The 21691-nt window shown below is 28.3% G+C and carries 26 protein-coding genes and 2 pseudogenes; 12 read left to right on the top strand and 16 right to left on the bottom strand.

The genetic code is table 11. The features are described 5' to 3' along the window. The 5 genes from CQA69_RS07595 to CQA69_RS07575 all read right to left on the bottom strand — a co-directional run bounded on the left by CQA69_RS07595 (position 1) and on the right by CQA69_RS07575 (position 2973). Positions 1–411, bottom strand: a complete 411-nt coding sequence (locus tag CQA69_RS07595; protein WP_137621182.1) for an RDD family protein — start codon at positions 409–411, stop codon at positions 1–3. After that, a complete protein-coding gene (pyrE, locus tag CQA69_RS07590; RefSeq protein ID WP_137621181.1) occupies positions 411–1019 on the bottom strand; it encodes an orotate phosphoribosyltransferase in 609 nt (202 codons plus the stop codon). Before pyrE ends, CQA69_RS07595 begins: the two co-directional genes overlap by 1 nt. 1 nt (position 1020) lies before the next feature. After that, complete coding sequence (gene frr / locus CQA69_RS07585; protein ID WP_137621180.1) at positions 1021–1578, bottom strand: ribosome recycling factor; 558 nt, start codon at positions 1576–1578, stop codon at positions 1021–1023. 9 nt (positions 1579–1587) lie between these two features. After that, positions 1588–1944: a preprotein translocase subunit SecG gene (gene secG, locus CQA69_RS07580; protein WP_137621179.1), complete on the bottom strand. Its 357-nt coding sequence runs from the start codon at positions 1942–1944 to the stop codon at positions 1588–1590. Positions 1945–2277: 333 nt separating this feature from the next. Next, positions 2278–2973 carry a Bax inhibitor-1/YccA family protein gene (locus CQA69_RS07575; protein WP_137621178.1) on the bottom strand — a complete coding sequence of 232 codons (696 nt, stop codon included), beginning with the start codon at positions 2971–2973 and terminating at the stop codon, positions 2278–2280. Between the two features lie 158 nt (positions 2974–3131). Here CQA69_RS07575 and CQA69_RS07570 point away from each other — a divergent pair, with 158 nt between their 5' ends. Both CQA69_RS07570 and CQA69_RS07565 read left to right on the top strand, forming a co-directional pair. Further along, positions 3132–3761 carry a carbonic anhydrase gene (locus tag CQA69_RS07570; protein ID WP_137621177.1) on the top strand — a complete coding sequence of 210 codons (630 nt, stop codon included), beginning with the start codon at positions 3132–3134 and terminating at the stop codon, positions 3759–3761. A 3-nt stretch (positions 3762–3764) separates the two neighbouring features. Further along, a complete protein-coding gene (locus CQA69_RS07565; protein WP_137621176.1) occupies positions 3765–5636 on the top strand; it encodes a mechanosensitive ion channel family protein in 1872 nt (623 codons plus the stop codon). 19 nt (positions 5637–5655) lie between these two features. On the opposite strand, the gene CQA69_RS07560 is transcribed toward CQA69_RS07565, so the two are convergent. The 4 genes from CQA69_RS07560 to CQA69_RS07545 form a co-directional block, all read right to left on the bottom strand. Then, on the bottom strand, positions 5656–6627 hold the full coding sequence (locus CQA69_RS07560; protein ID WP_137621175.1) for an iron-sulfur cluster assembly scaffold protein: 972 nt from the start codon (positions 6625–6627) through the stop codon (positions 5656–5658). A 10-nt stretch (positions 6628–6637) separates the two neighbouring features. Continuing rightward, positions 6638–7819 carry a NifS family cysteine desulfurase gene (locus CQA69_RS07555; RefSeq protein WP_137621174.1) on the bottom strand — a complete coding sequence of 394 codons (1182 nt, stop codon included), beginning with the start codon at positions 7817–7819 and terminating at the stop codon, positions 6638–6640. A gap of 111 nt (positions 7820–7930) precedes the next feature. Further along, positions 7931–8341: a hemerythrin domain-containing protein gene (locus CQA69_RS07550; RefSeq protein ID WP_137621196.1), complete on the bottom strand. Its 411-nt coding sequence runs from the start codon at positions 8339–8341 to the stop codon at positions 7931–7933. Positions 8342–8459: 118 nt separating this feature from the next. Next, complete coding sequence (locus CQA69_RS07545) at positions 8460–9623, bottom strand: hypothetical protein (RefSeq protein ID WP_137621173.1); 1164 nt, start codon at positions 9621–9623, stop codon at positions 8460–8462. A 155-nt stretch (positions 9624–9778) separates the two neighbouring features. Between CQA69_RS07545 and rpmI the strand changes: the two genes are divergently transcribed. Together rpmI and rplT are read left to right on the top strand one after the other, a co-directional pair. Next, positions 9779–9970: a 50S ribosomal protein L35 gene (gene rpmI / locus CQA69_RS07540; protein ID WP_002777995.1), complete on the top strand. Its 192-nt coding sequence runs from the start codon at positions 9779–9781 to the stop codon at positions 9968–9970. Positions 9971–10063: 93 nt separating this feature from the next. Further along, complete coding sequence (gene rplT, locus CQA69_RS07535; RefSeq protein ID WP_137621172.1) at positions 10064–10417, top strand: 50S ribosomal protein L20; 354 nt, start codon at positions 10064–10066, stop codon at positions 10415–10417. A gap of 46 nt (positions 10418–10463) precedes the next feature. On the opposite strand, the gene CQA69_RS07530 is transcribed toward rplT, so the two are convergent. Continuing rightward, positions 10464–12473, bottom strand: a complete 2010-nt coding sequence (locus CQA69_RS07530; protein ID WP_137621171.1) for a methyl-accepting chemotaxis protein — start codon at positions 12471–12473, stop codon at positions 10464–10466. 204 nt (positions 12474–12677) lie between these two features. Here CQA69_RS07530 and CQA69_RS07525 point away from each other — a divergent pair, with 204 nt between their 5' ends. Together CQA69_RS07525 and cheQ are read left to right on the top strand one after the other, a co-directional pair. Then, the gene (locus tag CQA69_RS07525; RefSeq protein WP_137621170.1) at positions 12678–13544 is read left to right on the top strand and encodes an HDOD domain-containing protein; all 867 of its coding nucleotides are present in this window, start codon (positions 12678–12680) and stop codon (positions 13542–13544) included. 20 nt (positions 13545–13564) lie between these two features. Beyond that, complete coding sequence (gene cheQ, locus CQA69_RS07520; protein ID WP_137621169.1) at positions 13565–14041, top strand: cheVAW transcriptional regulator CheQ; 477 nt, start codon at positions 13565–13567, stop codon at positions 14039–14041. Here the strand turns inward: cheQ and CQA69_RS07515 are convergent. Together CQA69_RS07515 and CQA69_RS07510 are read right to left on the bottom strand one after the other, a co-directional pair. Further along, the gene (locus CQA69_RS07515; RefSeq protein ID WP_137621168.1) at positions 14010–15320 is read right to left on the bottom strand and encodes an MFS transporter; all 1311 of its coding nucleotides are present in this window, start codon (positions 15318–15320) and stop codon (positions 14010–14012) included. The two genes, cheQ and CQA69_RS07515, sit on opposite strands and share 32 nt — an antisense overlap. Before the next feature lie 2 nt (positions 15321–15322). After that, positions 15323–15478 carry a highly acidic protein gene (locus tag CQA69_RS07510; RefSeq protein ID WP_137621167.1) on the bottom strand — a complete coding sequence of 52 codons (156 nt, stop codon included), beginning with the start codon at positions 15476–15478 and terminating at the stop codon, positions 15323–15325. Positions 15479–15573: 95 nt separating this feature from the next. Here CQA69_RS07510 and moaC point away from each other — a divergent pair, with 95 nt between their 5' ends. From moaC to CQA69_RS07495, 3 genes are read left to right on the top strand one after another with little or no spacing between them, the layout of a single operon-like run. Then, positions 15574–16047: a cyclic pyranopterin monophosphate synthase MoaC gene (gene moaC, locus CQA69_RS07505; protein WP_137621166.1), complete on the top strand. Its 474-nt coding sequence runs from the start codon at positions 15574–15576 to the stop codon at positions 16045–16047. Continuing rightward, positions 16025–16288 (top strand): HP0495 family protein, encoded by a 264-nt coding sequence (locus tag CQA69_RS07500; RefSeq protein ID WP_137621165.1) that lies wholly within the window; start codon positions 16025–16027, stop codon positions 16286–16288. Before moaC ends, CQA69_RS07500 begins: the two co-directional genes overlap by 23 nt. A 9-nt stretch (positions 16289–16297) precedes the next feature. After that, positions 16298–17434: a hypothetical protein gene (locus tag CQA69_RS07495; protein ID WP_137621164.1), complete on the top strand. Its 1137-nt coding sequence runs from the start codon at positions 16298–16300 to the stop codon at positions 17432–17434. 23 nt (positions 17435–17457) lie between these two features. Here the strand turns inward: CQA69_RS07495 and CQA69_RS07490 are convergent, their stop codons facing one another. Further along, entirely contained in the window at positions 17458–18216 is a 759-nt protein-coding gene (locus tag CQA69_RS07490) for an exodeoxyribonuclease III (RefSeq protein ID WP_137621163.1), read from the bottom strand. Positions 18217–18404: 188 nt separating this feature from the next. Here CQA69_RS07490 and CQA69_RS07485 point away from each other — a divergent pair, with 188 nt between their 5' ends. From CQA69_RS07485 to pyrC, 3 genes are all read left to right on the top strand, one after another. Next, complete coding sequence (locus CQA69_RS07485; RefSeq protein ID WP_137621162.1) at positions 18405–18758, top strand: diacylglycerol kinase; 354 nt, start codon at positions 18405–18407, stop codon at positions 18756–18758. Further along, on the top strand, positions 18755–18994 hold the full coding sequence (locus CQA69_RS07480) for a replication/maintenance protein RepL (RefSeq protein WP_137621161.1): 240 nt from the start codon (positions 18755–18757) through the stop codon (positions 18992–18994). The genes CQA69_RS07485 and CQA69_RS07480 overlap by 4 nt, the downstream gene beginning before the upstream one ends. Positions 18995–19058: 64 nt before the next feature. Further along, complete coding sequence (gene pyrC, locus CQA69_RS07475) at positions 19059–20057, top strand: dihydroorotase (RefSeq protein ID WP_137621160.1); 999 nt, start codon at positions 19059–19061, stop codon at positions 20055–20057. 26 nt (positions 20058–20083) lie between these two features. On the opposite strand, the gene CQA69_RS07470 is transcribed toward pyrC, so the two are convergent. The 3 genes and pseudogenes from CQA69_RS07470 to CQA69_RS07460 form a co-directional block, all read right to left on the bottom strand. Further along, positions 20084–20461 carry an NINE protein gene (locus CQA69_RS07470; RefSeq protein ID WP_137621159.1) on the bottom strand — a complete coding sequence of 126 codons (378 nt, stop codon included), beginning with the start codon at positions 20459–20461 and terminating at the stop codon, positions 20084–20086. 167 nt (positions 20462–20628) lie between these two features. Beyond that, positions 20629–21333: pseudogene (locus tag CQA69_RS07465) on the bottom strand (class I SAM-dependent methyltransferase). A gap of 249 nt (positions 21334–21582) precedes the next feature. Then, a pseudogene (locus CQA69_RS07460) lies at positions 21583–21691 on the bottom strand (methyl-accepting chemotaxis protein); the annotation flags it as partial.

The following is a 21691-nucleotide window of genomic DNA, read 5'->3' as shown; positions in this document are numbered from 1 at the left end:
TTAAACCTTTCTTATAATACAACTTTGAGTCAAAACATCGTGTAAATTGAGAGTATCTTTTCTAAAAAAACTAAAAATAATTCCTATTAACAAACCAAAACTTATAAAAAACACAATATATCTTAATATAATTTTTAAAAAGGAAAGTTTTTTACCACTTTTAAAATCAATCAAATAAAGATCATATGCTTTTAAACCTGGACTTTGCGCAGATTTTTGCAAAAATAAGGCTTGAGTAAAACCAAAAAGAAAAGGACACAAAGCCGTAACAAAGCCATTATGCAAAAAAGCGTCTTTAGAGCCTAATAAAAAATAAAACAAATACAAAATAGGCACATAAATCAAAAAAACATCTATAATAAAAGCCTTAAATCGCAAAAAACGTGAAGCTATTTTTGCTTTTACTTTCATTAATTGCCACGACTTCCAGGTTTTATTGCTTTACTTCCTTGCTTACAAAGTGGGCATTGTTCGCTATCATAAATTTCAAAATCAAAATTTCCCAAAGTAAAAAGTGGGATATTATCAGGAAGTTTAGCGTTTGTTTTTGCTTGAGTATTTAAGTTTTTTACAGCACAAAAACCACGATTTGCTAAAGCTGCAAAACCAACAACAATCCCGCCTAAATTTTCTATAATCTTTGCACTTTCTAAAGCACTTCCGCCTGTGGTAATAATATCTTCACAAATAATAAATTTTTCACCTTGCTTGACTTCAAAACCTCGTCTTAAAGTCATATCACCATTAACTCTCTCGGTAAAAATAAAACGTTTATTGCAAGATCTAGCCAACTCATACCCAGCTAAAATACCACCCAAAGCTGGAGAGCAAATGCTATCAAATTCGACTAAATGGCTTGAAATTATTTTAGCCAATTCTTTGCAAAGCTTTTCAGCTAAAGCAGGATTTTCTAAAACTTTAGCACTTTGAAGATAAAATTGAGAATGTTTTCCAGAGCTTAATAAAAAATGACCTTCTAAATAGGCTTTACAATCCTTATAAACTTCTTCTAAATTCATATCAAACCTTTAAGAGTTCTACTTCTTTATTTTTGACACTTTCATCAATTTTATTTACATAAGAATCGGTAATTTTTTGAACTTCATCATAAGCTTTTTTAGCTTCATCTTCTGAAATTGCTTTATCTTTTTCAAGTTTTTTAATATTGTCATTGGCATCTTTTCGATTATTTCTTATGGAAACTTTAGCTTTTTCTCCCATAGCCTTAGCTTGCTTTACATTTTCTTCTCTTTGCTCTCTAGTCATTGGTGGAAAAAATAATTTAACACTCTCTCCATCATTGTTTGGATTTACTCCGATGTTTGCTGCTGCTATTGCACTTTCTATAATTTTTAGCATAGGTTTTTCCCAAGGAGTGATACTGATAGTAGATGCATCACTCGCTAAAACGGTTGCAACTTGATTGAGCGGGGTTTGAGTTCCATAATAATCCACGCTAATATGGTCTAAAATATGAATATTTACTTTTCCTGTTCGCAAAGTAGTAAAATCTTTTTTAAGCGCTTCTAAACTTTTTTCACTTTGAGCTTTTTGTTTGTTTAAAATTTCACCGATCATATTTTCCCTTTACTTGCTTATATTGGTATCACTTGGAATTTTTGGAACACTTGGGACTGCTGATGAACTTGGGATACTAGGAATAACTGGAGTACTTGTATTGCTCTCAACTTTAATTTTTTCTGCTAAAGAATCTTTACTTGTATTATTATACAAATACCCTAAACCTATAGTATTTGCAATCAATAAAATTCCCATAATAAAAGTAAATTTAGCTAAAAATCCAGCAGGTCCTTTTGCACCAAAGAGACTTTCATTGCTTCCGCTATATGTACCAAGCCCTATACTCGAACTTTTTTGAAGCAAAACAGCTATACAAATCACAACAACGATAATAAATTGTAAAATAGTTAAAAGAGTGATCATAAATAATTTTCCTATTAATTATTTTTTTGAGTTAAGCATTTTAGCAAAATAAAACTTGAAAAGATTTGAAATTGATTATATTTTTGTGGATTTACCACAAAAATTATTTTCTAGGGAATGTAAATTGAAATTGCTCTACCAAATCAAGTTGCTATTCTAGATTGTATCGAATCCGACATTCCCCCCCCCCATTCGTTGAACTATTTCAGTGAAAAGCGGTATTAGAGAAATTCCTATATAACTTGAACAAGAAACTTTTTAAGAAGTTGGGGCTTTATATTCCTCAAAGTTCTTCATTATAATAAGAATTTTTACTATCGGATATTCTAAAATTTACCTACTATTAAAACTTCTTAAAATATTAAGCAAACTTGTAAATAAATTAACAAAATCAAGATAAAGTGCTACAGCTCCTTCGATAGGAGTTTCGTAATTTCCGCGAATGATATTTTGAGTATCATAAAGAATGAAAAATGAAAACAATATCGCAGTCACAGCTGAAATAATCAAATTTAATAAACCACTTGCCATAAAAATATTAAGAATTGAAGCTGCTACAACAACTAAAAGAACTATAAATAAAGCTTTTCCCATCATTGTAAAATCTCTTTTAGTATTCATAGCAAATACACTAAGTCCAACAAAAGCTACAGTTGTTAAAGCAAAAGCCTGAGCTACGATAACTCCCCCTGCAGGTAAAGCAAGAACAGAAATAATTAAAGGTGTGAGTGTTAAACCTGAACAAAAGGTAAAGCCAAAGAGCAAAATCAAATTAAGTGGAGCTTCCTTCTTTTTAAATTGTAAAGCAAAAAACAACCCTATTTCTACAGCAAAAAGAACCCAAAAGGTTATTTGAGATTTTATAAAAAATGATGCTAAAGCAAAAATCCCAATATAAGCACCTACTGTAGCTGCTAAAAGTGAAGCAGCGAAAAGCTGATAAGTTTGCTTGATAAAAACACTAAGATCGCTAGTTCTTGTATTTTCAAATTCACCTAATTTAGAATAGTCTCTATTATAAAGACTCATATAATTCTCCTTATTTTATTAAAGTAATTTTTATTCTTAATTTAAGTCTTGAAAATTTAACATAATAGAATTAATAAAAGTTAATCTTTAAAATTTTAAAGATTTATATTTTTTGTTATAATTGCAATTTTTATTTTAATATTTTAGGTTGTATCAAAATGGAAAATCTTATTAGCGGTGCAATTAAATTTATGGAGCAAGATTTTAAAGAGCATAAAGAGCTTTTTGAAAGTCTTAAAAATAAACAAAATCCACATACTCTTTTTATAGGTTGCTCTGATTCTAGAGTGATTCCAAATTTAATAACCAATACAGGACCAGGAGAGCTTTTTGTAATACGAAATATTGCAAACATTATCCCGCCTTATCGTGTAGGTGAAGATTTTTTAGCAACCACTTCTGCTATAGAGTATGCTTTAAATTCTTTACATATTAAAAATATTATTGTGTGTGGACATAGTAATTGTGGAGGATGCAATGCACTTTATTATTCTGATGAGGAATTAAATAAAATTCCAAATGTAAAAAAATGGCTCACTTTGCTTGATCCTATCAAACAAGATATCAAATCAATCTCAAAAGATGATACAGCTATGAGGTCTTGGTTTACAGAAAAATTAAATTTAGTCAATTCCTTGCAAAATATCCTAACTTATCCTGGGGTTGAAGAAGCTTTAGACAAAGGTAAAATAGAAGTTCATGCGTGGTATTACATCATAGAAACAGGTGAAATTTATGAATATAATTTTAAAGAAAAAACCTTTACTTTAATTCAAAATAGGAGATGATAAATGGAAAAAATAATTTTAATTTTTTTAAGTTTTTTTTATCTTCATGCTGATGAGTTGCAATTAATTGATGCTAATGTGAGCGAAGATTCTGGTGTTTATGGGTTGATCCAAAAATATATTAGTATTGATCATCAAATTAAAGAATTTAAAAAAAACAATGATGAAAATTCAAGTTCATATAATGGTATTTTAAAAGAATTTGAAAGAGATAAAAAATCAATACTAGATCAAATACCTGATATGATAGTTGAACAAAAAGTTGATGAAAAAGCTATAGAAAATTTTTTAAAAACCAAAAAAGAATTATTAAAATTACAACAAAAAAGCTTAAATAAACCTTTTATTTATACGGATACAACTTTAAATCTTCTTTATTTTAATATAGTTGAAAGTTTTTTTTCATCTTTATTTGAACTCGAAAAACTCTTTAAAAATACAGCTAATAGCGAAAGTATTATATCCGCAGTCGATAAGACAATGGAAAAATTACAAAATTTAATCAATGTTGATTTAAGTACTTATAAAAGTAAAATTACAGATCCAAAAGAACTTGAAAAAATTACACATAAAGAAGAAATCATTACAGATGCATTTAATAGCTATATAGAAATTTTAAAATATTTACGATCAAATGCACACTTGTTAGAAAGTAATTATCTTTTTTCTCTTTTAGGTCTTCAAATTTGGATTGACAAGATTAATGCTTTTGTTAATTTTGATTTTTTTAATGTAGGCAAAGTAGTAATTTCTGCTTTAGTTTTGGCTTTTTTTATCTCTTTAAGACGCTTTTTTTCAAATATAGTTTATTTTTTTCTTGTGCGTTTGATTTATCGAAACAAAAAAGAAGCTGATGATATCAAAGTCATTTTTATCGGAAATATCAAAAAACCTGTAGGTAATTTGCTTATTTGTTATTCACTTTCACTTTGTCTTACTATAACATTTTATCCTGCACCTTTAAGCGTAAGTTTAAGTAATCTTTTTAATATAATTTATGCAATTTTAATTGCTTGGCTTGTATTAAAGGTACTTGATGGTTATGGTGTAATTTTGGTTTCAAAACTTGCACAAAAAAGTGAAAAAAAAGAAGTTGTAAATTTAGTAATTAAAATTTTATATTTTGTAATCATCATCATTGCATTACTTTATGTTTTAGCACGACTTGGATTTAATATTTCAGCCATAATTGCGTCTTTAGGAATTGGTGGTTTGGCTGTTGCTTTAGCAACAAAAGATATTATTGCTAATTTCTTTGCTTCAATTTTATTACTATTTGATAATAGTTTCAATCAAGGAGATTGGGTTGAAGTTTCAGGTATAGAAGGAACTGTCGTTGAAATAGGGCTTAGAAAAACAACAATAAGAACTTTTGATAATTGTTTGGTTTTTTTGCCAAATTCAACTATAATGGGAGCGAACATCAAAAACTGGAGCAAACGTCGTATGGGACGTCATATAAAAATGTATTTAGGTGTAGGATACGATGCTACTCCAGAAAAACTAGATAACTGTATCAAGGATTTAAAAGAGCTTTTATATACAAGTCCATTAGTAGCACATGAAGATGATAGTGCTTTAAAATACGGCGATCATACAACAAAATATCGTCAAAATTTAGTATCAATCAATGATCTTGAAGGTTATAAAAATGCTTGTTATGTGGCTTTAAGTGATTTTGCAGATAGTAGCATCAATATAGAATTATATTTTTACACAAAATCTATAGGAGCAAAAGAATTTAGAGAAGCGAGACAAGAATTAATGCTTGAGTTTATGCGTATTATCGAAAAAAATGGTTTGACTTTTGCTTTTCCAAGTCGCAGTATTTATATAGAAAATTTACCTCCGCTTGATTTAAAACCAAAAGCATAAGAATAGCAAAATGCTATTCTTATACAGGCATAACGCGGATATTTGGACTTAATTCTTCTTGTAAAATATTTTCAATCGCGTATAAAGTAGCACCACTTCCACTAGAACACCCGCTACAGGCACCTAGATAACGAATATATACATCAATAGCCTTTCCTTCAGCTTTTTGTATATCGATCACCTCTAAATCTCCGCCATCATTGTGAAGCATAGGACGAATTTCGCTATCTAATACGCTTTCTACTGCTTTTAGCTGACCTACCAAAGTCATTTCATCAAAGGCAACATCGCTTTTCGTTGCATTTTTTAATTTCTCTCTATCCATTTCAGCTCTTGTTTCAGCTAAAATATTTACAAGATAATGCTCTCTTTTTTCATGACCTCCTGGTTTCACACAAGATTTACAAAAGGCACCCGCTTTAGTATATTGAGTGATTTCTTCAACTGTATGCAAATCATTAAGTTTAATAACATCCTTAATGGTTCCAAGACTTACCCTAGCGCATTCACAAACTATAATTTGATCTTCAAAATCTTCAGGGTTAATTCCTTTATAGTGAGCCGCAGCTTGCTTAATAACATCATAAGCCATAACCGAACAATGCATTTTTTGAGGTGGAACTGCTGGAGTTTCTGGATTGTCACGCATAGCAAATTCTACATCTAAATTTGTAATTTTTACTGCCTCATCTACAGTTTTTCCTATGCAAAGATTCACCATAGTATCACTACTTGCTATAGCAGTGCCGCAACCAAAACTTTTAAATTTTGCATCTATAATTTTATCTGTTTTTTCATCAACTAGCCAAAAAAGTCTTACCGCATCCCCACAACTTTCTGCTCCAAAATCAGCCACAATAAGCTTTGCATTGCGATTTTTAGCATCTTCTTCGCTAAATTCTCCCATGTGTTGAGGGTTGTTCATTCTATCTTGAACTTTTTGGGAATACTCATCCCAAATTGATCCTCCAATTAAACTATTTTTTCCCATTTTTTATCCTTTATTTATAATTATTTGGATTATATGCATAAGTACAAGAAATCTTTCTTAGTCTTTGCGTCGCATTTTTTATTTGTTCTGCAGCATAGTCTATTTCTTCTTCTGTGTTAAAACGTGATAAAGAAAGTCTTAAAGCTGTATGTGCTAAATCATGCTCTGCACCGATTGCCTCCATAATAGGATTGCTTTCAAGCGCTTCACTAGCACAGGCTGATCCTGTACTTGCTGCTATACCATTTTTATTTAAATCCCAAAGCATAGCTTCGCCTTCAACACCTTTAATACTTGCTAAAATTGTGTTTGGCACTCTATGTTCTCTTTTTCCAACCACCGTTGTATCAGGCAGAGCCAAAATTTTATCTTCCAATTTATCTCTTAAGCGACGTATATGAGAATCTTCAAAATCAAGCATAGTATTGGCTATACGCAAGGCTTCTCCCATAGCTACGATATAAGGCACATTCAAAGTTCCACTTCTGCGTCCACCCATATGTTCTCCGCCGTGTAATAATGGAGTAAGTTTAAGGCCTTTTTTAATAAACAATCCTCCAACGCCTTTTGGTCCGTGAAATTTATGTGCGGAAAAAGACGCAAAATCAACGCCAACATCACTTAAATTAACTTTGATTTTACCCACTGCTTGCGTTGCATCTGTATGAAAAAGTGCTCCAAATTCGTGAGTAAGTTCAGCCATAGCTTTGATATCAAAAATCATACCGGTTTCATTGTTAGCCCACATTACGCTTACAAGTGCGGTTTTATCAGAGATTATCTTGCGTAAGTCTTCTACGGTTGAAACACCTTCTTCATTTACTGGAAGTTCTATAACTTTAACACCAAGACTTTTTAAAAAATACGCTGCAGCAATAACTGCTGGGTGCTCTACGCTAGAAATAATTACTTCATCGCGTTCTTTATTTAAAATATGATCAAAATATACACCTTTTAAAACCCAATTGATACTTTCAGTCGCACAAGATGTGATGACTATATCGTCTAAATCATTCGCTCCAAGTCCTACATAAAGCTTATCTAAAGCTTCTCTTAAGGCCGGATGAGTTGCACTTCCCCATTGATGAAGACTATTTGGATTGCCATACATTTCTTTAAAAAACGGCAACATAAGCTCGTAGGCATTCGGATCAATCATTGTTGTTGCATTATTGTCTAAATATACTTTCACCTTAATTCCTTAAAAAAAGTAAATTTATAATTAGGATATTTTTTATCCTTTAATTAAATATAGATAATAACAGAATTTTATTAATTTTAGTTTAAATATAAAATAAAATTTTTATATGAGTTTAGCTTTTATTTGTTGCTCATAATATCTTGCTATTTTAGAATCTTCTTTTGAAGTGTGGTTTATAATAAAATCTCTAACCACTCGATCTAATTTTTCAGTTAAAATCTTAATAGATCCAGCTTCACTGATTACAATTTCTTCAATTTCTAAAATAATACTACGATGAATTTTTACATGCTCATTGATATAGGGATAATTAATCTCTCTCATAAAATCTTCTTCATCTAAAAAATGTCTATTAAGCATTACAAGCAATTCTCGCAAAACGTTTTTAAGCTCTTTTGGATTAATATGGCGATAATTCATTAAAGAAAGATTTATCGAGATCCCAAAAAGTTCTTCGTGTTGAGAATCTAAAATTTCATTATGCATAGAAATAATTTTTTCATTAGAAATCATATTTAAATCTCTCATTATATAATATTATCAAAACTATTAATATCGATCAAATAAATTAGATTATAGTTTTTCAATACTTAAAATTATATTAGCCATATTTAAGACGTTCATATAAAAATTAAACCATTACTGACATATAGGAATTCAATATTTTATTTAAATTCGCCTGCTTTTGACGACGATCTAAAAAATGATCTATAGAATTAGAACGTATTGCGCTAGCTTCATCTAATCTAGAAACATCTTGACTTTGATTTTTATACTCTTCTTTTAACTCATTAAAATCATTTTTCACTTGATCTATATAAATTTGAAAAATCGAACTTGAATTTGCAAACTCTCTTAAATCCATATCTTTTTGATAATTGATGTATTGTTGATAAAAAACAGAAAGCTTATCTCTAGAAGTCGTCTTTTTATCAATGCCATTTACATAAAGATAAAGATCAAAACTCATTTTTTTTTCATTATTTTGCTTAATATAATCTTCTATGTCCATTTCACCTTTTAAAATTTTTTGCAAATTTTGGTGCGAACCAAGATCCAAAGTTTCTGGTTTCATAAAGAAACTAAATTCATTATCATTTTGTGTTTTAATATCATGGTATATAAAATTTATCAAAAGACCTGATTTAGAAACTTCTGAATTTTTTGTAAGATAAGGTTTTAAAATTTCATTAGATGAAGTATTGTTTAAAGCTTTATCAAAATGAAAATTAACGATTTTATTATCAAGCATAAGAGTATTTAAATTTGTATTTTTATTTAAAACTGAATTTAATTCTTCTTGATTGTTGTAAATTCTTGAAATTTCTCCTAAAAATTCTCCACTTTGAGTTGAAAAACCTGCTGAAAGTTTTGAAATTTCGTTACGACTTAAATTAGCGTTATCTTCTTGTTGAAATTCGGAATTTATAGATTTTAAAGAACTATAATAGCTATTTAAAATATAAGGCAAATCTATTTTATTATAATTTAAATTTTCATCTTGCTTTGTTAATTCTTTAGCAATACTTCTAACACTTTTAATATGTATATTGTAAGACTCAGGAATGTTAGAAATTTTATTTAAATCTTTGTCAAAAAAACCTTCTTGATCGGTTCTAAAACCAAACTCACTCGCATATGTAACATTGTTAAAAATATAATTTAATTGTTCTAAATGATTATCCTCTTTCAAATTTGAAACTTCTCTATCCTTGATCAAATTCAAAGTAGAACTATTGTATAAAGGATTAGACAAAGCCAAATTTTGATAAGGGTTTGTCGAATTTATAGTCATTTTACATCTTTCCAAAAAATATTGCTAATTTTTTATAAGCAAAAGGTGTGCCAAGTTTTAAAATCATAAAAATTCAGTCAAAAATTAGCTAAGATTTGATATAATTAACATTTTCTGATTTTTTGGAAAATAAAATTTATCCGAAAGGAAAGCGTATGCCAAAGATGAAAAGCGTTAAAAGCGCTGTTAAACGCTTTAAGGTAGGTAAAAACAAAATCAAAAGAGGTTCAGCATTTAGAAGCCATATTTTGACTAAAAAACCTGCTAAAAGAATGCGTGATCTTCGTACAGCTAAATACGTTCATAGTACAAATGTAAAAGCTGTAGAAAAGATGTTAGGAATTTAAGTTTTTGACCAAAGTCATTCAAACTCCCCTTAAGCAAAGAAAGTTAAGGGCAAGCTCCAAAATTTGGACGCCACTTTATGAAAGGAAATAAAAATGGCAAGAGTAAAAACAGGTGTTGTAAGACGTCGCAGACACAAAAAAGTTTTAAAATTAGCGCGTGGTTTTTATAGCGGACGCCACAAACATTTTAGAAAAGCAAAAGAACAATTAGAAAGAAGTCTCGTCTATGCTTATCGTGATAGACGTCGCAAAAAAAGAGATTTTCGCCGTCTTTGGATCGTGCGTATCAATGCTGCTTGTAGATTAAATGATTTAAGCTATTCAAGATTTATTAATGGGCTTAAAAAAGCAGGTATTGAGCTTGATAGAAAAATTTTAGCAGACTTAGCAATGAACGATGCTGCTGCATTTTCAAAAATTGTAGAGGCTGTAAAAAAAGCTCTTTAATTATTTCCAAAAATGGGGGGGGGTAAAAGAACAATCTTGAGTTTCTTTATTTAAATCCCCCCCCCCCGCGACTTAGTTTAGTTAAAACATTTTCATAAGATTTTATTTCATCCAAACTTTGTTCTAAATATTTTCCCGTTTCACTTTTTTGTTCTAATTTGTCTGAAATTTCTTTACCTGAACAAATAAGTTCTGAAATAGTTTTTGAAAATTCATTTGATTTATCTCTTATAAAATTCATCTCTTGAGTGCTAGAATTTGAACTTTTAGCAATAGATTGAATTGTTTGGATAACAAGTTTTATTGCCGTTTCCATTTCCATCAAGCTTGTTTGGGTATTTTCTGAAAGTTTTCTAACTTCATCTGCAACAACAGCAAATCCTCGTCCAAGCTTTCCAGCACGGGCAGCTTCTATACCTGCATTTAAAGACAAAAGTCCAGTTTGTTCAACAATGCCTGATATAAGATTTAACATTCTATTTAGTTGATCAATATTTTTTAAAGAAGATTGAACTTCTTTTTCTAAATTCATTTTTTCTTCACTTTGGTATAAATTATACTCTAAATAATCAATAAAATTTGAGAAATTCTCATTTATTGTTAAAAGATTTTCTTTAATGGTTTGAAATTCTAAAAAAGTTTCTTTAAAAGTATTGGAATTATTATCTAAATTTAAAGTAGTGTTTTTAAGTTGGTTTAAAATCATTTGATTGATTTTATTAATGATTTCAAGTTTTCTTGCTCTAATATTAAGATAATAATATTTAAAATCAGCGTATTTATTAACAAATGTTTTTAAATATCTTGGATTAAAATCATCATTTTTATCAATTTTATAGAAAAATATAGCTACTAAACTTTTAAAAATTTCTACTCCGTAAATTTCACCAAAACAAGAAAATCCTACTATAGGATATTGATTTAATTTTAAATCTTTAATATGTTCACTATTTTGAAATCTTCTTAAAATACAATCATTAAAAATAGCTCCTATAGGTTTTACACTAGATTGTTCCGAAACAAATTTTTCATAATCTTTTTCTATGGATTTAATAAAATCTGTTTTCTTAAGTAAAATAATTTCTTGACCAATTGCTAATTCTCCAAAACCCAACAAAGCTTTATCTGAAAAAATCTTCATTGGGGAAAGAAATAAGTCATTGCCTATTTTAATACCAAGAGTATAATCATCAGCCTTAATTTTTAATTCTTCAAAACTACAAGAAAAATATTCACATAAAGCATCAACTGCATTTACAGCTTGAAAATTACTTAGGTTTAAAAATTCTTTAACTAATATAAATCTATTTTGTTGCTCAGCATCTAGAATTGTAAAAACTGCATTTTTATTATGAAATTCTGAAAAATTTTGTGATTTCATAAAATTAAAACGGTAATTTGGCTTAAATTGAATATACATATTTATAGCATAATTTTCAAGCACTTCATTATTGTAAAAAATGCAAGTTCCTTCGAGCTTATCTAAATCCCCGCTTGCTCCAGCTCCTAAAAGAGGTAAAGGATTTTGAGAATATTTATAAAGCATTTCAATTATCATGCTTTCGCTTCCACTTACTCCATTATGGATTAAATAATTCAAAGTATTATTGATATTGACATTGAAAGGTATATGCAAAGATGCGACTTCATTTTCAATATAGTTTTTTCTTTCTTGACGATCTTTGATTTCGCCAAAGAGTTTAATCTTGTGAGCATAAAAATTTTCTATCATCTCCTCGCTAAAAATCATAAGAGTAATACCTTGGACATTATTCAAATAAGGATTGTCTATAATTTGATTATCTTGATTGATATTGCATAATAAATCGGAGGCTGAAATTAAAACCAATTCGCAATCTTGATGAAGAGCGTTTTTAATTCTTGTTCCTAAATTTTTAAAATCAAGTTTGTATGATGCAAAACCAATGGCTAATTTAGGTTTAAATTTTAAATGACCTAATTTATCTTCTATCTCATTTTCTAAAAAATAAATAGCTTCTAAAGGCTTTGTTGTGATATTTGTGCGTGTATGTTTTTTAAAAAAATTGCTAAACATTGACTAACCTCGATTTATATGCAAATAAACAAATTTTTGTGCTTTTATTTTTCCTTGAAAGTTTAAAATAAATAATAAAAAATTTATTAATGTTTATTCTAGCATAAAAATTTAAAAATTATAAATTAAGTAAATTAAATTTTGGTTATAATATCAATAAATAAAAAATTATAATAATTTAAAATTTCAAGTCAAGGAAAATCTATGGCAAGTGATATGAATGAAATTTTGTTACAAAGCGTTGAGGTTTTACCTTCTATGCCTGATACAATTAGTAAATTAAGAAAATATATTGAAGAGTCGAGAAATAATTTAGAAATCAGTAAAGTTGCAGATATTATTTCGAGCGATCCTTTAATGACAGCCAAACTTTTACGTCTAGCCAACTCTCCTTTTTACGGATTTTCAAGAGAAATTACCTCTTTAAATCAAGTTGTGTCTTTACTTGGAATAGGCAATATTATTAATACTATAATGGCAGATTCTGTGCGAGATACTTTTAAAGTAGATGTATCTCCTTATGGATTAAACACAAATGATTTCATGAATAAATGCAGTGAAGAAACAGCTTTTATTGCTGATTGGCTGAATGATGAAGATAAAAAATTGTCTCATTTTTTAGTTCCTTGCGCCCTGATTTTAAGACTTGGCATTGTAATTTTTTCAAATTTTTTAATTCAAAATAAAAAGAATGCTGAGTTTTTAGAATATTTAAAAAAAATTGATTTTAGAGATCTTTCTTTGGCTGAAAATGAATTTTTAGGTGTTGATCATATTTCATTTTTAGGTTTTTTACTTTATCGTTGGAATTTTGATGAAATTCTAACTGAAACCATATGTTTTATAAGAACTCCTCATGCGGCACGTGATGAGGTTAAAAAATCGGCTTATGCGTTAGCCATTATAGATCATCTTTTTATGCCTCATAAAACATTTTCTCTTTTTAATGTTAAGGCTTCCATTGCATTAATTGAAGAAGCTAAAGCTTTAGGTGTTAAATTTAATCTTGATAATTTTATTTCGAAGCTTCCTAAAGAAATTAGAGAAGAATTAGAAAAAGAGAAAAAATAAAACATGATTTTTATTTTTTAATGAAAAGTATCATTCTACCTCCTAATGAATTTTTAGATCATTATATTTTAAATACAGAATTTCATCGTTTAGCAGGAATTTCTAAAAATGCTTATAAGTTTTGGAAGAATGCGGAAATAGGGAGATATCAGGGAACGCGTGTTGTTTTTTTGCATAAAAATTCTATTTTAAAAAAACATCAAGAGATTTTGAAAAAATGCACAAGTTTAAATGGTTTTGTATTAGCAAGTGCGTTTTGTTCTTTTACTACCTTAGCTCCTTCGCATTTGGTAAAAAATAATCACTCTTCTATATACAAGCTTTTAGAACTTAAAGAAATTTGTGGAATTAAATTTGTTAATTTAAAAAAATTTTATGATTTTTTAGGATTAAGTTATAATCAGCATATTTATATAGAAAAATGTCATTTTTTTAGTCCAACTCCATTTGAAAAACGCATAAAAATTACCGAAAGTATGTGCGTTGGGTATTATTAAGATAGGAAAAAATAAACGCACACAATAAAGCTATAACAGCCAAAATAAAAACATAAATTCCTAAAGAAAAACGCCAAAAATTATTTAAATTATCTAAAGAAAAGCTATGCAAGAAAAAGGCAAGCTGCGGAGTCAATCCTCCGGCTATAGCGTAAGCAATATTATATGAAAAAGAAAGTCCTGAAAATTTGATTTTTGCATCGAACACTTCAGTCATTATTAAAGGACAAAAATTCATTACTCCGCTAAAAAAGCATACAAGCAAATATAGGCAAGCTACCGAGTTAAAATCGGTATCGTGTTTATATAAAGCATTAAAATAAAACAAGCTTGTAATTCCAAAAAATATACTAAAAAATACACAAGATTTAACAATACCTATTTTATCTGCTAAAATTCCACTTATAATACACCCTAGACAAATAAGTACAATTCCACCTATTTGAAGATAAGTTTGCAAAGAAGCGTTAATTTGAAGTATTTTTGTTATATAGCTAGGCATAAGCAAAATCATTATAACAATGCAACCTGTTAAAACCCAAGTGATCATCATAGAAAGAACAATTCCGATTTTAGTTTTTCTAAATACTTCTTTTAAAGGAAATTTTTCTAAAGCTTTATCTTTTTTCATTTGTTCAAAAACTGGAGTTTCTTTTAAAAAATTTCTCAAATAAGCAGAAATAATTCCAAAAATTCCACCTAAAAAGAAAGGAATTCTCCAAGCCCATTCATAAAGTTCTTCTTGGGTGTAAATCTTATTCATAATTAAAAAGACCAAACTACCCAATAAAATTCCGCCTACAACAGAAGCAGTTAAAATTCCTAAGTAAGTTCTTTTTTGTCCTTGTGGTGCGTGTTCGTATACAAAAACCCAAGCTCCAGGAAGTTCCCCACCTATAGCTATACCTTGACAAATACGTATAAAAACTAAAAGCACAATGCATAAAAAACCTATACTTTCATAATTTGGAATAAAGGCAAGAGTAAAAGTTGGAATAACCATCAATAAGATGCTAATCATAAACATTCTTTTGCGTCCAAATTTATCTCCAAAATGAGCTAGCACCAAACCACCTAAAGGACGTGCTAAATATCCTAATGCAAATATTCCATAGGTATTAGACATTTGCCAAAAATCACTTAGATCTTTCGGAAAAAAATTTGTTGAAATATAATTTGCAAAAAATACAAAAATAATAAAATCATAAAATTCTAAAGCTCCACCTAATGATGAAAACCCTAAATTTTTTATATCTTTTCCATTAAGAGTTTTGTTCATTTCTAATCCATTTCATAAAAATCATCATCATTTGAATCATCATCGTAATCATAGTCATCATCATCATAATTATAAGATCTATGATGATCTTTTTGTCCATATTCCTCATCTTCATAGGCATCATAATCTATATCTTCATTATCTTCTTCATAAGACATCATTTCCTCCTAAAAATTAAAATTATAAACTCTATTTTAACTTAAATTTGTTTGCTTTTGATATAATTTTTTGAATTTTTTAATAAGGTTAATAAATGAATTTAACTCATTTAGATGAAAAAAATCGTCCAAAGATGGTAGATGTAAGCTCGAAAAATATCACTCAAAGACTTGCTAGAGCAAGCGGCGTAATAAGCATGTCTCAAGAAGCCTTTGAAAGCATTAAAAACAATACAGCCAAAAAAGGACCCGTTTTGCAAACCGCAATCATCGCAGCTATTATGGGGGCGAAAAAAACAAGTGAATTAATTCCTATGTGTCATCCTTTAATGCTTTCTAAAATTGAAACGGATGTGATTGAATTTGAAAAAGAATTTGCTTTTAAGCTCATCGTTACGGTTAAATGTGAAGGAAAAACCGGAGTTGAAATGGAGGCTTTAACAGCAGTAAGCATAGGACTTTTAACTATTTATGATATGGTAAAGGCTATTGATAAAACTATGAAAATAGGCGAAATTGTTCTTGAAAATAAAGAAGGAGGTAAAAGTGGTCAATTTGTGCGATCTTAACAAAGAACCTATTATTAACTATCCAACATTTTGGGATTATAAAGTCATTTTTGATGCCCATGTACATGCGGGTGAAGTTTTTGAAAAATTATTAAATCAGAGAGAATTTAAATATAAGCACTCTAATGCAAGTTCTAGTGGAAAGTATCAAAGCTTTTTATTAAGCGTTTATGTGGATAGCAAGCAAGATCGTCTTGATATCTTTGAAAAACTCAAATCTAAAGCAAAATTTGTTATTTAAGGAAAAATCATGAAAAACACTTTAATTATTTTTGAAAATTCTTTGTCAAGTCTTAATAAAGAAGAAGCTAAAGATCTATTAGAAGATTTAAGCTTTAATCTTGCTTGCAAGCAAATTATGCGCAATCCTCATAATGTACAAAAAATTCTTAATTCTCTTTTGATAGAATTTTTAACCGTACTAAAAAAACTTAATTTATTTAGTGATGAAAATGTTACAAAAGTAATTAAGGCTTTAGTTAAGGCTAGTATTGAGGATACTAAAAATACTCTTTATGGTTATATGAATGAAGTTGAAATTCTAAATAAGAAAATTGAAAATCAAAAAAACTTAGTCAAAAACCAAATTAGCAATCATTTTTTCGAATTTGAAAATATTTTACAAGAGTGTAAATTTGATGACGAATTTAAGGGTAGTTTAAATGATGCAATCTTGTTTGACATAGAAATGCTTGGAATTTTAAAAGAAACGGCAGAAAGTGCCTTTTTAACTACTTTAGAAAAGGCTGAAGATATAGAACTTACAAGCAATGAAATAGCTAAAAATCTTATATATAATGCTATTTGTGAAGCACATTTTGAAAAAGAACGTATTTTGAAAATTTCAAGCATTATTTTAAATACAGTTTTTGAAATAGCAAACGAATCTATGGCTTATGCAAAAGATCTTTGTTTAGGTGTGATCAAAGGAACACAAGAAGGCATCACTTTAGCTATAGAAAAATTTAAATCTTCACTAAGTTATGCAACCTTTGAAGAAGATATTAGTCTAAAAAGCAAAGAACTAATCGGTATAGAAGATGATTTTATAGAGCTTTTAAAAGAAGAGCTTAAAAAACAAAATAATCCCGTAAAAGAAATAGTTGAAAATTTACTCGAATATGAACTTGATAGTCTTTTTGCTAAATTTAAACGTCTAGCAACTGAAAGTAGAGAACAGCTTATTTTAGTTTTAAATGATATTAAGAAAAATCCTAAAATTAATGATTTTAATAAACTAACTCAAAACAAACTTAATCGCTTCAAACAAGAAATTTATGAATTGGAAAATATGGTCAATGAAAAATACAAAGATTTAAATTCTCAAAAAGCAAAAAAACTAGGTATCAGGCTTTGGGAGAAAGCTAAAAATTTAATTAAAAAATAATATCTTATTTTTAAAATAGGATATTAAATATCTATTTCTATGCCAACAGGGGCGTGATCCGATCCAAAAATATCGTCTCTTATAAAAGCATTTTTTAATTTATTTTTTAAATTATTGGAAATAAAAAAATAATCGATTCTCCAACCGACATTTCTTTCCCTTGCTTTCATTCTATAACTCCACCACGAATACTTTTCCTTAATATCTCCGTTAATCTCTCTAAAAGTATCCAAAAAGCCAAGTTTTAATAAATCATCAATCCAAGCTCTTTCTATAGGTAAAAATCCCGAAGTATTTGCATTTGCTTTTGGGTGTGTTAGATCGATTTCGCGATGAGCCGTATTGACATCTCCGCAGATGATAATTTCCCTACCTTCATCTAAAAGTTTTTTAAGATAAATTAAAAAATCCGCATAAAATTTCATTTTAAAATTTAAACGTTCTTCATCTTTTTGTCCATTTGGAAAATAAATGTTAAAAAGCACCATGTTTTTAAACCTGTGTTCTAAAACCCTACCTTCATCATCATCAAAAAATTCGCATTTTTTTACTTCGCAATCAAAATTACAAAGACTCATAACACCAGAATATCCAGCTCTCTTAGCAGAATTAGAATACATATGCTTAAAAGGAAATTCATAAATTCTTTTAGGAAATTTATCTTCATGAGCTTTAATCTCTTGAAAACCTATAAAATCAATATTTTCTTTTTCTATCCAATCAAGAGCATTTTTATCACAAATTGCTCTTAAGCCATTGACATTCCATGACAATAGTTTCATTTTTATCCTTAAATAAAGTAATAATTTCAAAATCATAGCACAAAAATTATTAAGAAAATTTCTAAATGTTATCGTTAATTAAATTAATTCAAATAAAAGACGTTAAAAATTTATAAACTAACTTTTATCACACTTTTAGGTTAGTTTAGATATAAAAAATAAATTACTAAACATTAAAGATAAGAACTATGAAACCAAAATACCATATTTTTAACAATGCTAAATACGCCATAGAAGGGATCATGGCCTTGTTTAAAAATGAGATGGCTTTTCGTATTGAAATTTGCATCATCATCCCTGCTATTTTAATCAGCTTTTTTTTAAAGGTGAGTTTGATAGAACATCTTATTTTAATAGTGGTTTTAATTTTAATCTTAATCGCTGAAGCTTTTAATTCAGCTATCGAAGCTTGTGTTGATCTTATAACTAATGAGTGGCATCAAAAAGCAAAAATTGCCAAAGATTGTGCTAGTGCTGGAGTCTTTTTTAGTGTAGTTTTAGCCATTTTTGCTTGGATTTTTATTTTAGTGAGTTTGATATGAATTTTGAAAATTTAATATGTGCTATTTTTGGCAAAAAACGTTATGAGCTTTTAAAATTTTTATGCGAAAATGCCGATGAAAATGGTTTTATTATGGTTAAAATTAGCGATATTCAAGACAAACTCAATCTAAGCAAACCAACTATTATTTCTACTTTTAAATTTTTAGAAGAAAAAAAGCTTTTTAAACGTCTTAAAAATGGTTTATATCAAATTTATATCAAAGAAGAAATATAGTTTAATTTATCTTTTTTATATGTTTTGATAAATTTAAACAATTATTTTTCTAAAAGGAAAGACAATGACACTAAAAAATCCTTTGGATATGCACTTACACTTACGTGATGAAAAAATGCTTGAATTAGTAGCACCATTGAGCGCAAAAGATTTTAAAGCCGGTGTTATAATGCCAAATTTAATCACTCCAATCACAGATATAAATTCTTTAAAAGCTTACAAACAAAGGATTATAAAAGCTTGTAAAAATGAAGATTTTACCCCTTTGATGACTTTATTTTTTAAAGAATATGATGAAAAATTTTTAGAAAATGCAAAAGATGAAATTTTTGCTATTAAGCTTTATCCGGCAGGGATTACTACAAATTCGGATAATGGAATTTCTAGCTTTGATATAGAATTATTAAAGCCTACATTAAATGCGATGAGTAAACTTGATATCCCTTTGTTGGTGCATGGAGAAACCAATGATTTTGTGATGGATAGGGAAGCAAATTTTGCAAAAATTTATGAAAAATTGGCCAAAAATTTTCCGGATTTAAAAATAGTTATGGAACACATTACTACTAAGGTTTTATGCGATTTGCTTAAAGATTATGAAAATTTATACGCTACTATAACCTTGCATCATTTAATGATCACTTTAGATGATGTCATAGGCGGGAAAATGGATCCACATTTATTTTGTAAGCCAATTGCTAAGCGTTATGAAGATAAAGACGCACTTTGCGAACTTGCTTTTAGCGGATATGAAAAAGCTATGTTTGGAAGCGATAGTGCGCCACACCCACTGCATACTAAAGAATGTTGCGGTTGTGCGGCTGGAGTTTTTAGTGCACCCGTTATTTTGCCTGTTTTAGCTGAACTTTTTGAAAAAAACTCAAATGAAAAAAATTTACAAAAATTTATTTCAGATAATGCTTGTGAAATTTATGATTTTAAATTTGAAAAAGAGAAGATTATAAATTTAGAAAAGCAAGAATGGCAAGTTCCACAAAAATATGGTGATGTGGTACCTTTTATGTCGGGAAAAAATTTAAAATTTAAGATAAGTCAAAACTAGTTTAAAACTAGTTTTGCTTAAATTTTTTAGCTTAATACTGTTAAAATTTTATTAAGATTATCTTTCTTAATACCTTTCCAAACCAAAAATAAATCTACAATAGTCCATACATATACAACTAATAGAAAAACAATACCTATATAAATCCAAGTAGTTAATACACCTATAACCCAAATTGCAAGTTTGGCAATACCTAAAGTTTTATCACCCTTATAAAAACGATCAACTCCAAAATAGCCAACAAATAGCCCCAAAACTAAACCTATAATAGGGTTTTTCAATGATAAAACTGCGAGAGCGTTTTGTTTATCTTCGCTTAAATTCGTAAGTTTATCTTGCACAAGCGGCAAACTTTCAGATGGAATCTTATCTGAAATCGTCATTAATAACGCGTTTGAATCCATAAAATCTCCTGGAAATAATTTAAAATTATTTTTTATTGCAAATCAAAATATATCTTAATCAGTAATCAAGCTCAATAAAAATCTGATAACAATAAGTAAATTTTCTTTGCATTAACGCGGTTATTCTAATAAAAATTAACTTAATAATTTTTGAATATATTTAAACTTTATAAAATCAAAAGCTTTATTTTTGATTTTATAATTTCAGTAATATCACTTTTAACAAAGGCTTTAATCTCATCTTTATTTGCCTTAACTCCATTCATATCTAAATGCCACAAAGCATTTTCTATAGCCTCTTCTCTTTTTCTTTCCACTATGCGTGTTTCATCAAATACAAATTTTTTAAATTCAATTTTATTTTCTAGCAAAAAACTTTCTAAATCTTTTTTATAAAAACCTTTAAATTCGGTATTGAAATGTTTAAATATAGGATCTAAAAAATCACTTTTTCTATAATCAGCTCAACCAAGATATATCCTTTGTGAAGCCAAATTTAAAAAAGCTTTGAAATCATTTTCATTTTGCAAAGCCGGAGACATACTCAAAAACGCTATATCAAATTTTTCTTGATTTTCTTTATAAAAGCTTTCAAAATCTAAATGAAATGTTTTAACGTTGTTAATATTATTTTTTAGGGCATCTTCTTGCAAAATTTCAAGCATAGCTTTAGAATTATCCACACCTAAAACATTTTTTGCTTTTTGTGCTAAATGCAAAGTCCAAACACCACTACCGCAACCTATATCGACAATATTTTTATCTATAAAATCGATATTTAAATCATTTAATTTCTCAAAAGTTTGCTTTTGAATATCATTTAATTTTCCATATCTTGCATAATTTTTAGCTTTTTTATCCCACAAATTCACATTTATTCTCCAAAAAATTGATAAAATCTCTAAGTTGCAATTTTTTATTATATAAATTTATACTAAAAAACCAAAGTAAGCGATAAATTTAAATCAGTCTATAAAATAAAAAACAAAATTCATTTATGATAAAGGAATAAAAAATAAAACAAATATTAAAGAAAGATAAATTAAAAACAATTAAAATATTTCATTGTTATAAGAAATAAGAATTGATTGTTTGTCAATTCTTATTCAAAGAAAAGATTCTTAAAACCTTTTCTTCTTAACATCTTCTAAGATATTATTAGCTATATCACTTACTGCATTAGAAATAATAGCTGATTCATTAGCAATTTCTACATTATCTTTAGTAGTT

The organism is Campylobacter estrildidarum, assembly GCF_005406205.1.
Lineage (GTDB): Bacteria > Campylobacterota > Campylobacteria > Campylobacterales > Campylobacteraceae > Campylobacter_D > Campylobacter_D estrildidarum.
The sequence above is the reverse complement of the archived record's forward strand: the minus strand, read 5'-3'. Positions and strand labels throughout refer to the sequence as shown.

Excerpts from the sequence above, each read along its gene's own strand:
- rplT (WP_137621172.1), top strand. The coding sequence starts at position 10,064 with ATGGCAAGAGTAAAAACAGGTGTTGTAAGACGTCGCAGACACAAAAAA.
- rpmI (WP_002777995.1), top strand. The coding sequence starts at position 9,779 with ATGCCAAAGATGAAAAGCGTTAAAAGCGCTGTTAAACGCTTTAAGGTA.
- cheQ (WP_137621169.1), top strand. The coding sequence starts at position 13,565 with ATGAAAAGTATCATTCTACCTCCTAATGAATTTTTAGATCATTATATT.
- moaC (WP_137621166.1), top strand. The coding sequence starts at position 15,574 with ATGAATTTAACTCATTTAGATGAAAAAAATCGTCCAAAGATGGTAGAT.
- CQA69_RS07560 (WP_137621175.1), bottom strand. The coding sequence starts at position 6,627 with ATGGGAAAAAATAGTTTAATTGGAGGATCAATTTGGGATGAGTATTCC.
- CQA69_RS07565 (WP_137621176.1), top strand. The coding sequence starts at position 3,765 with ATGGAAAAAATAATTTTAATTTTTTTAAGTTTTTTTTATCTTCATGCT.
- CQA69_RS07530 (WP_137621171.1), bottom strand. The coding sequence starts at position 12,473 with ATGTTTAGCAATTTTTTTAAAAAACATACACGCACAAATATCACAACA.
- CQA69_RS07595 (WP_137621182.1), bottom strand. The coding sequence starts at position 411 with ATGAAAGTAAAAGCAAAAATAGCTTCACGTTTTTTGCGATTTAAGGCT.
- CQA69_RS07495 (WP_137621164.1), top strand. The coding sequence starts at position 16,298 with ATGAAAAACACTTTAATTATTTTTGAAAATTCTTTGTCAAGTCTTAAT.
- CQA69_RS07485 (WP_137621162.1), top strand. The coding sequence starts at position 18,405 with ATGAAACCAAAATACCATATTTTTAACAATGCTAAATACGCCATAGAA.
- CQA69_RS07470 (WP_137621159.1), bottom strand. The coding sequence starts at position 20,461 with ATGGATTCAAACGCGTTATTAATGACGATTTCAGATAAGATTCCATCT.
- pyrE (WP_137621181.1), bottom strand. The coding sequence starts at position 1,019 with ATGAATTTAGAAGAAGTTTATAAGGATTGTAAAGCCTATTTAGAAGGT.
- CQA69_RS07510 (WP_137621167.1), bottom strand. The coding sequence starts at position 15,478 with ATGTCTTATGAAGAAGATAATGAAGATATAGATTATGATGCCTATGAA.
- CQA69_RS07545 (WP_137621173.1), bottom strand. The coding sequence starts at position 9,623 with ATGACTATAAATTCGACAAACCCTTATCAAAATTTGGCTTTGTCTAAT.
- CQA69_RS07480 (WP_137621161.1), top strand. The coding sequence starts at position 18,755 with ATGAATTTTGAAAATTTAATATGTGCTATTTTTGGCAAAAAACGTTAT.
- CQA69_RS07570 (WP_137621177.1), top strand. The coding sequence starts at position 3,132 with ATGGAAAATCTTATTAGCGGTGCAATTAAATTTATGGAGCAAGATTTT.
- pyrC (WP_137621160.1), top strand. The coding sequence starts at position 19,059 with ATGACACTAAAAAATCCTTTGGATATGCACTTACACTTACGTGATGAA.
- CQA69_RS07490 (WP_137621163.1), bottom strand. The coding sequence starts at position 18,216 with ATGAAACTATTGTCATGGAATGTCAATGGCTTAAGAGCAATTTGTGAT.
- secG (WP_137621179.1), bottom strand. The coding sequence starts at position 1,944 with ATGATCACTCTTTTAACTATTTTACAATTTATTATCGTTGTTGTGATT.
- CQA69_RS07550 (WP_137621196.1), bottom strand. The coding sequence starts at position 8,341 with ATGATTTCTAATGAAAAAATTATTTCTATGCATAATGAAATTTTAGAT.
- CQA69_RS07515 (WP_137621168.1), bottom strand. The coding sequence starts at position 15,320 with ATGAACAAAACTCTTAATGGAAAAGATATAAAAAATTTAGGGTTTTCA.
- CQA69_RS07575 (WP_137621178.1), bottom strand. The coding sequence starts at position 2,973 with ATGAGTCTTTATAATAGAGACTATTCTAAATTAGGTGAATTTGAAAAT.
- CQA69_RS07525 (WP_137621170.1), top strand. The coding sequence starts at position 12,678 with ATGGCAAGTGATATGAATGAAATTTTGTTACAAAGCGTTGAGGTTTTA.
- frr (WP_137621180.1), bottom strand. The coding sequence starts at position 1,578 with ATGATCGGTGAAATTTTAAACAAACAAAAAGCTCAAAGTGAAAAAAGT.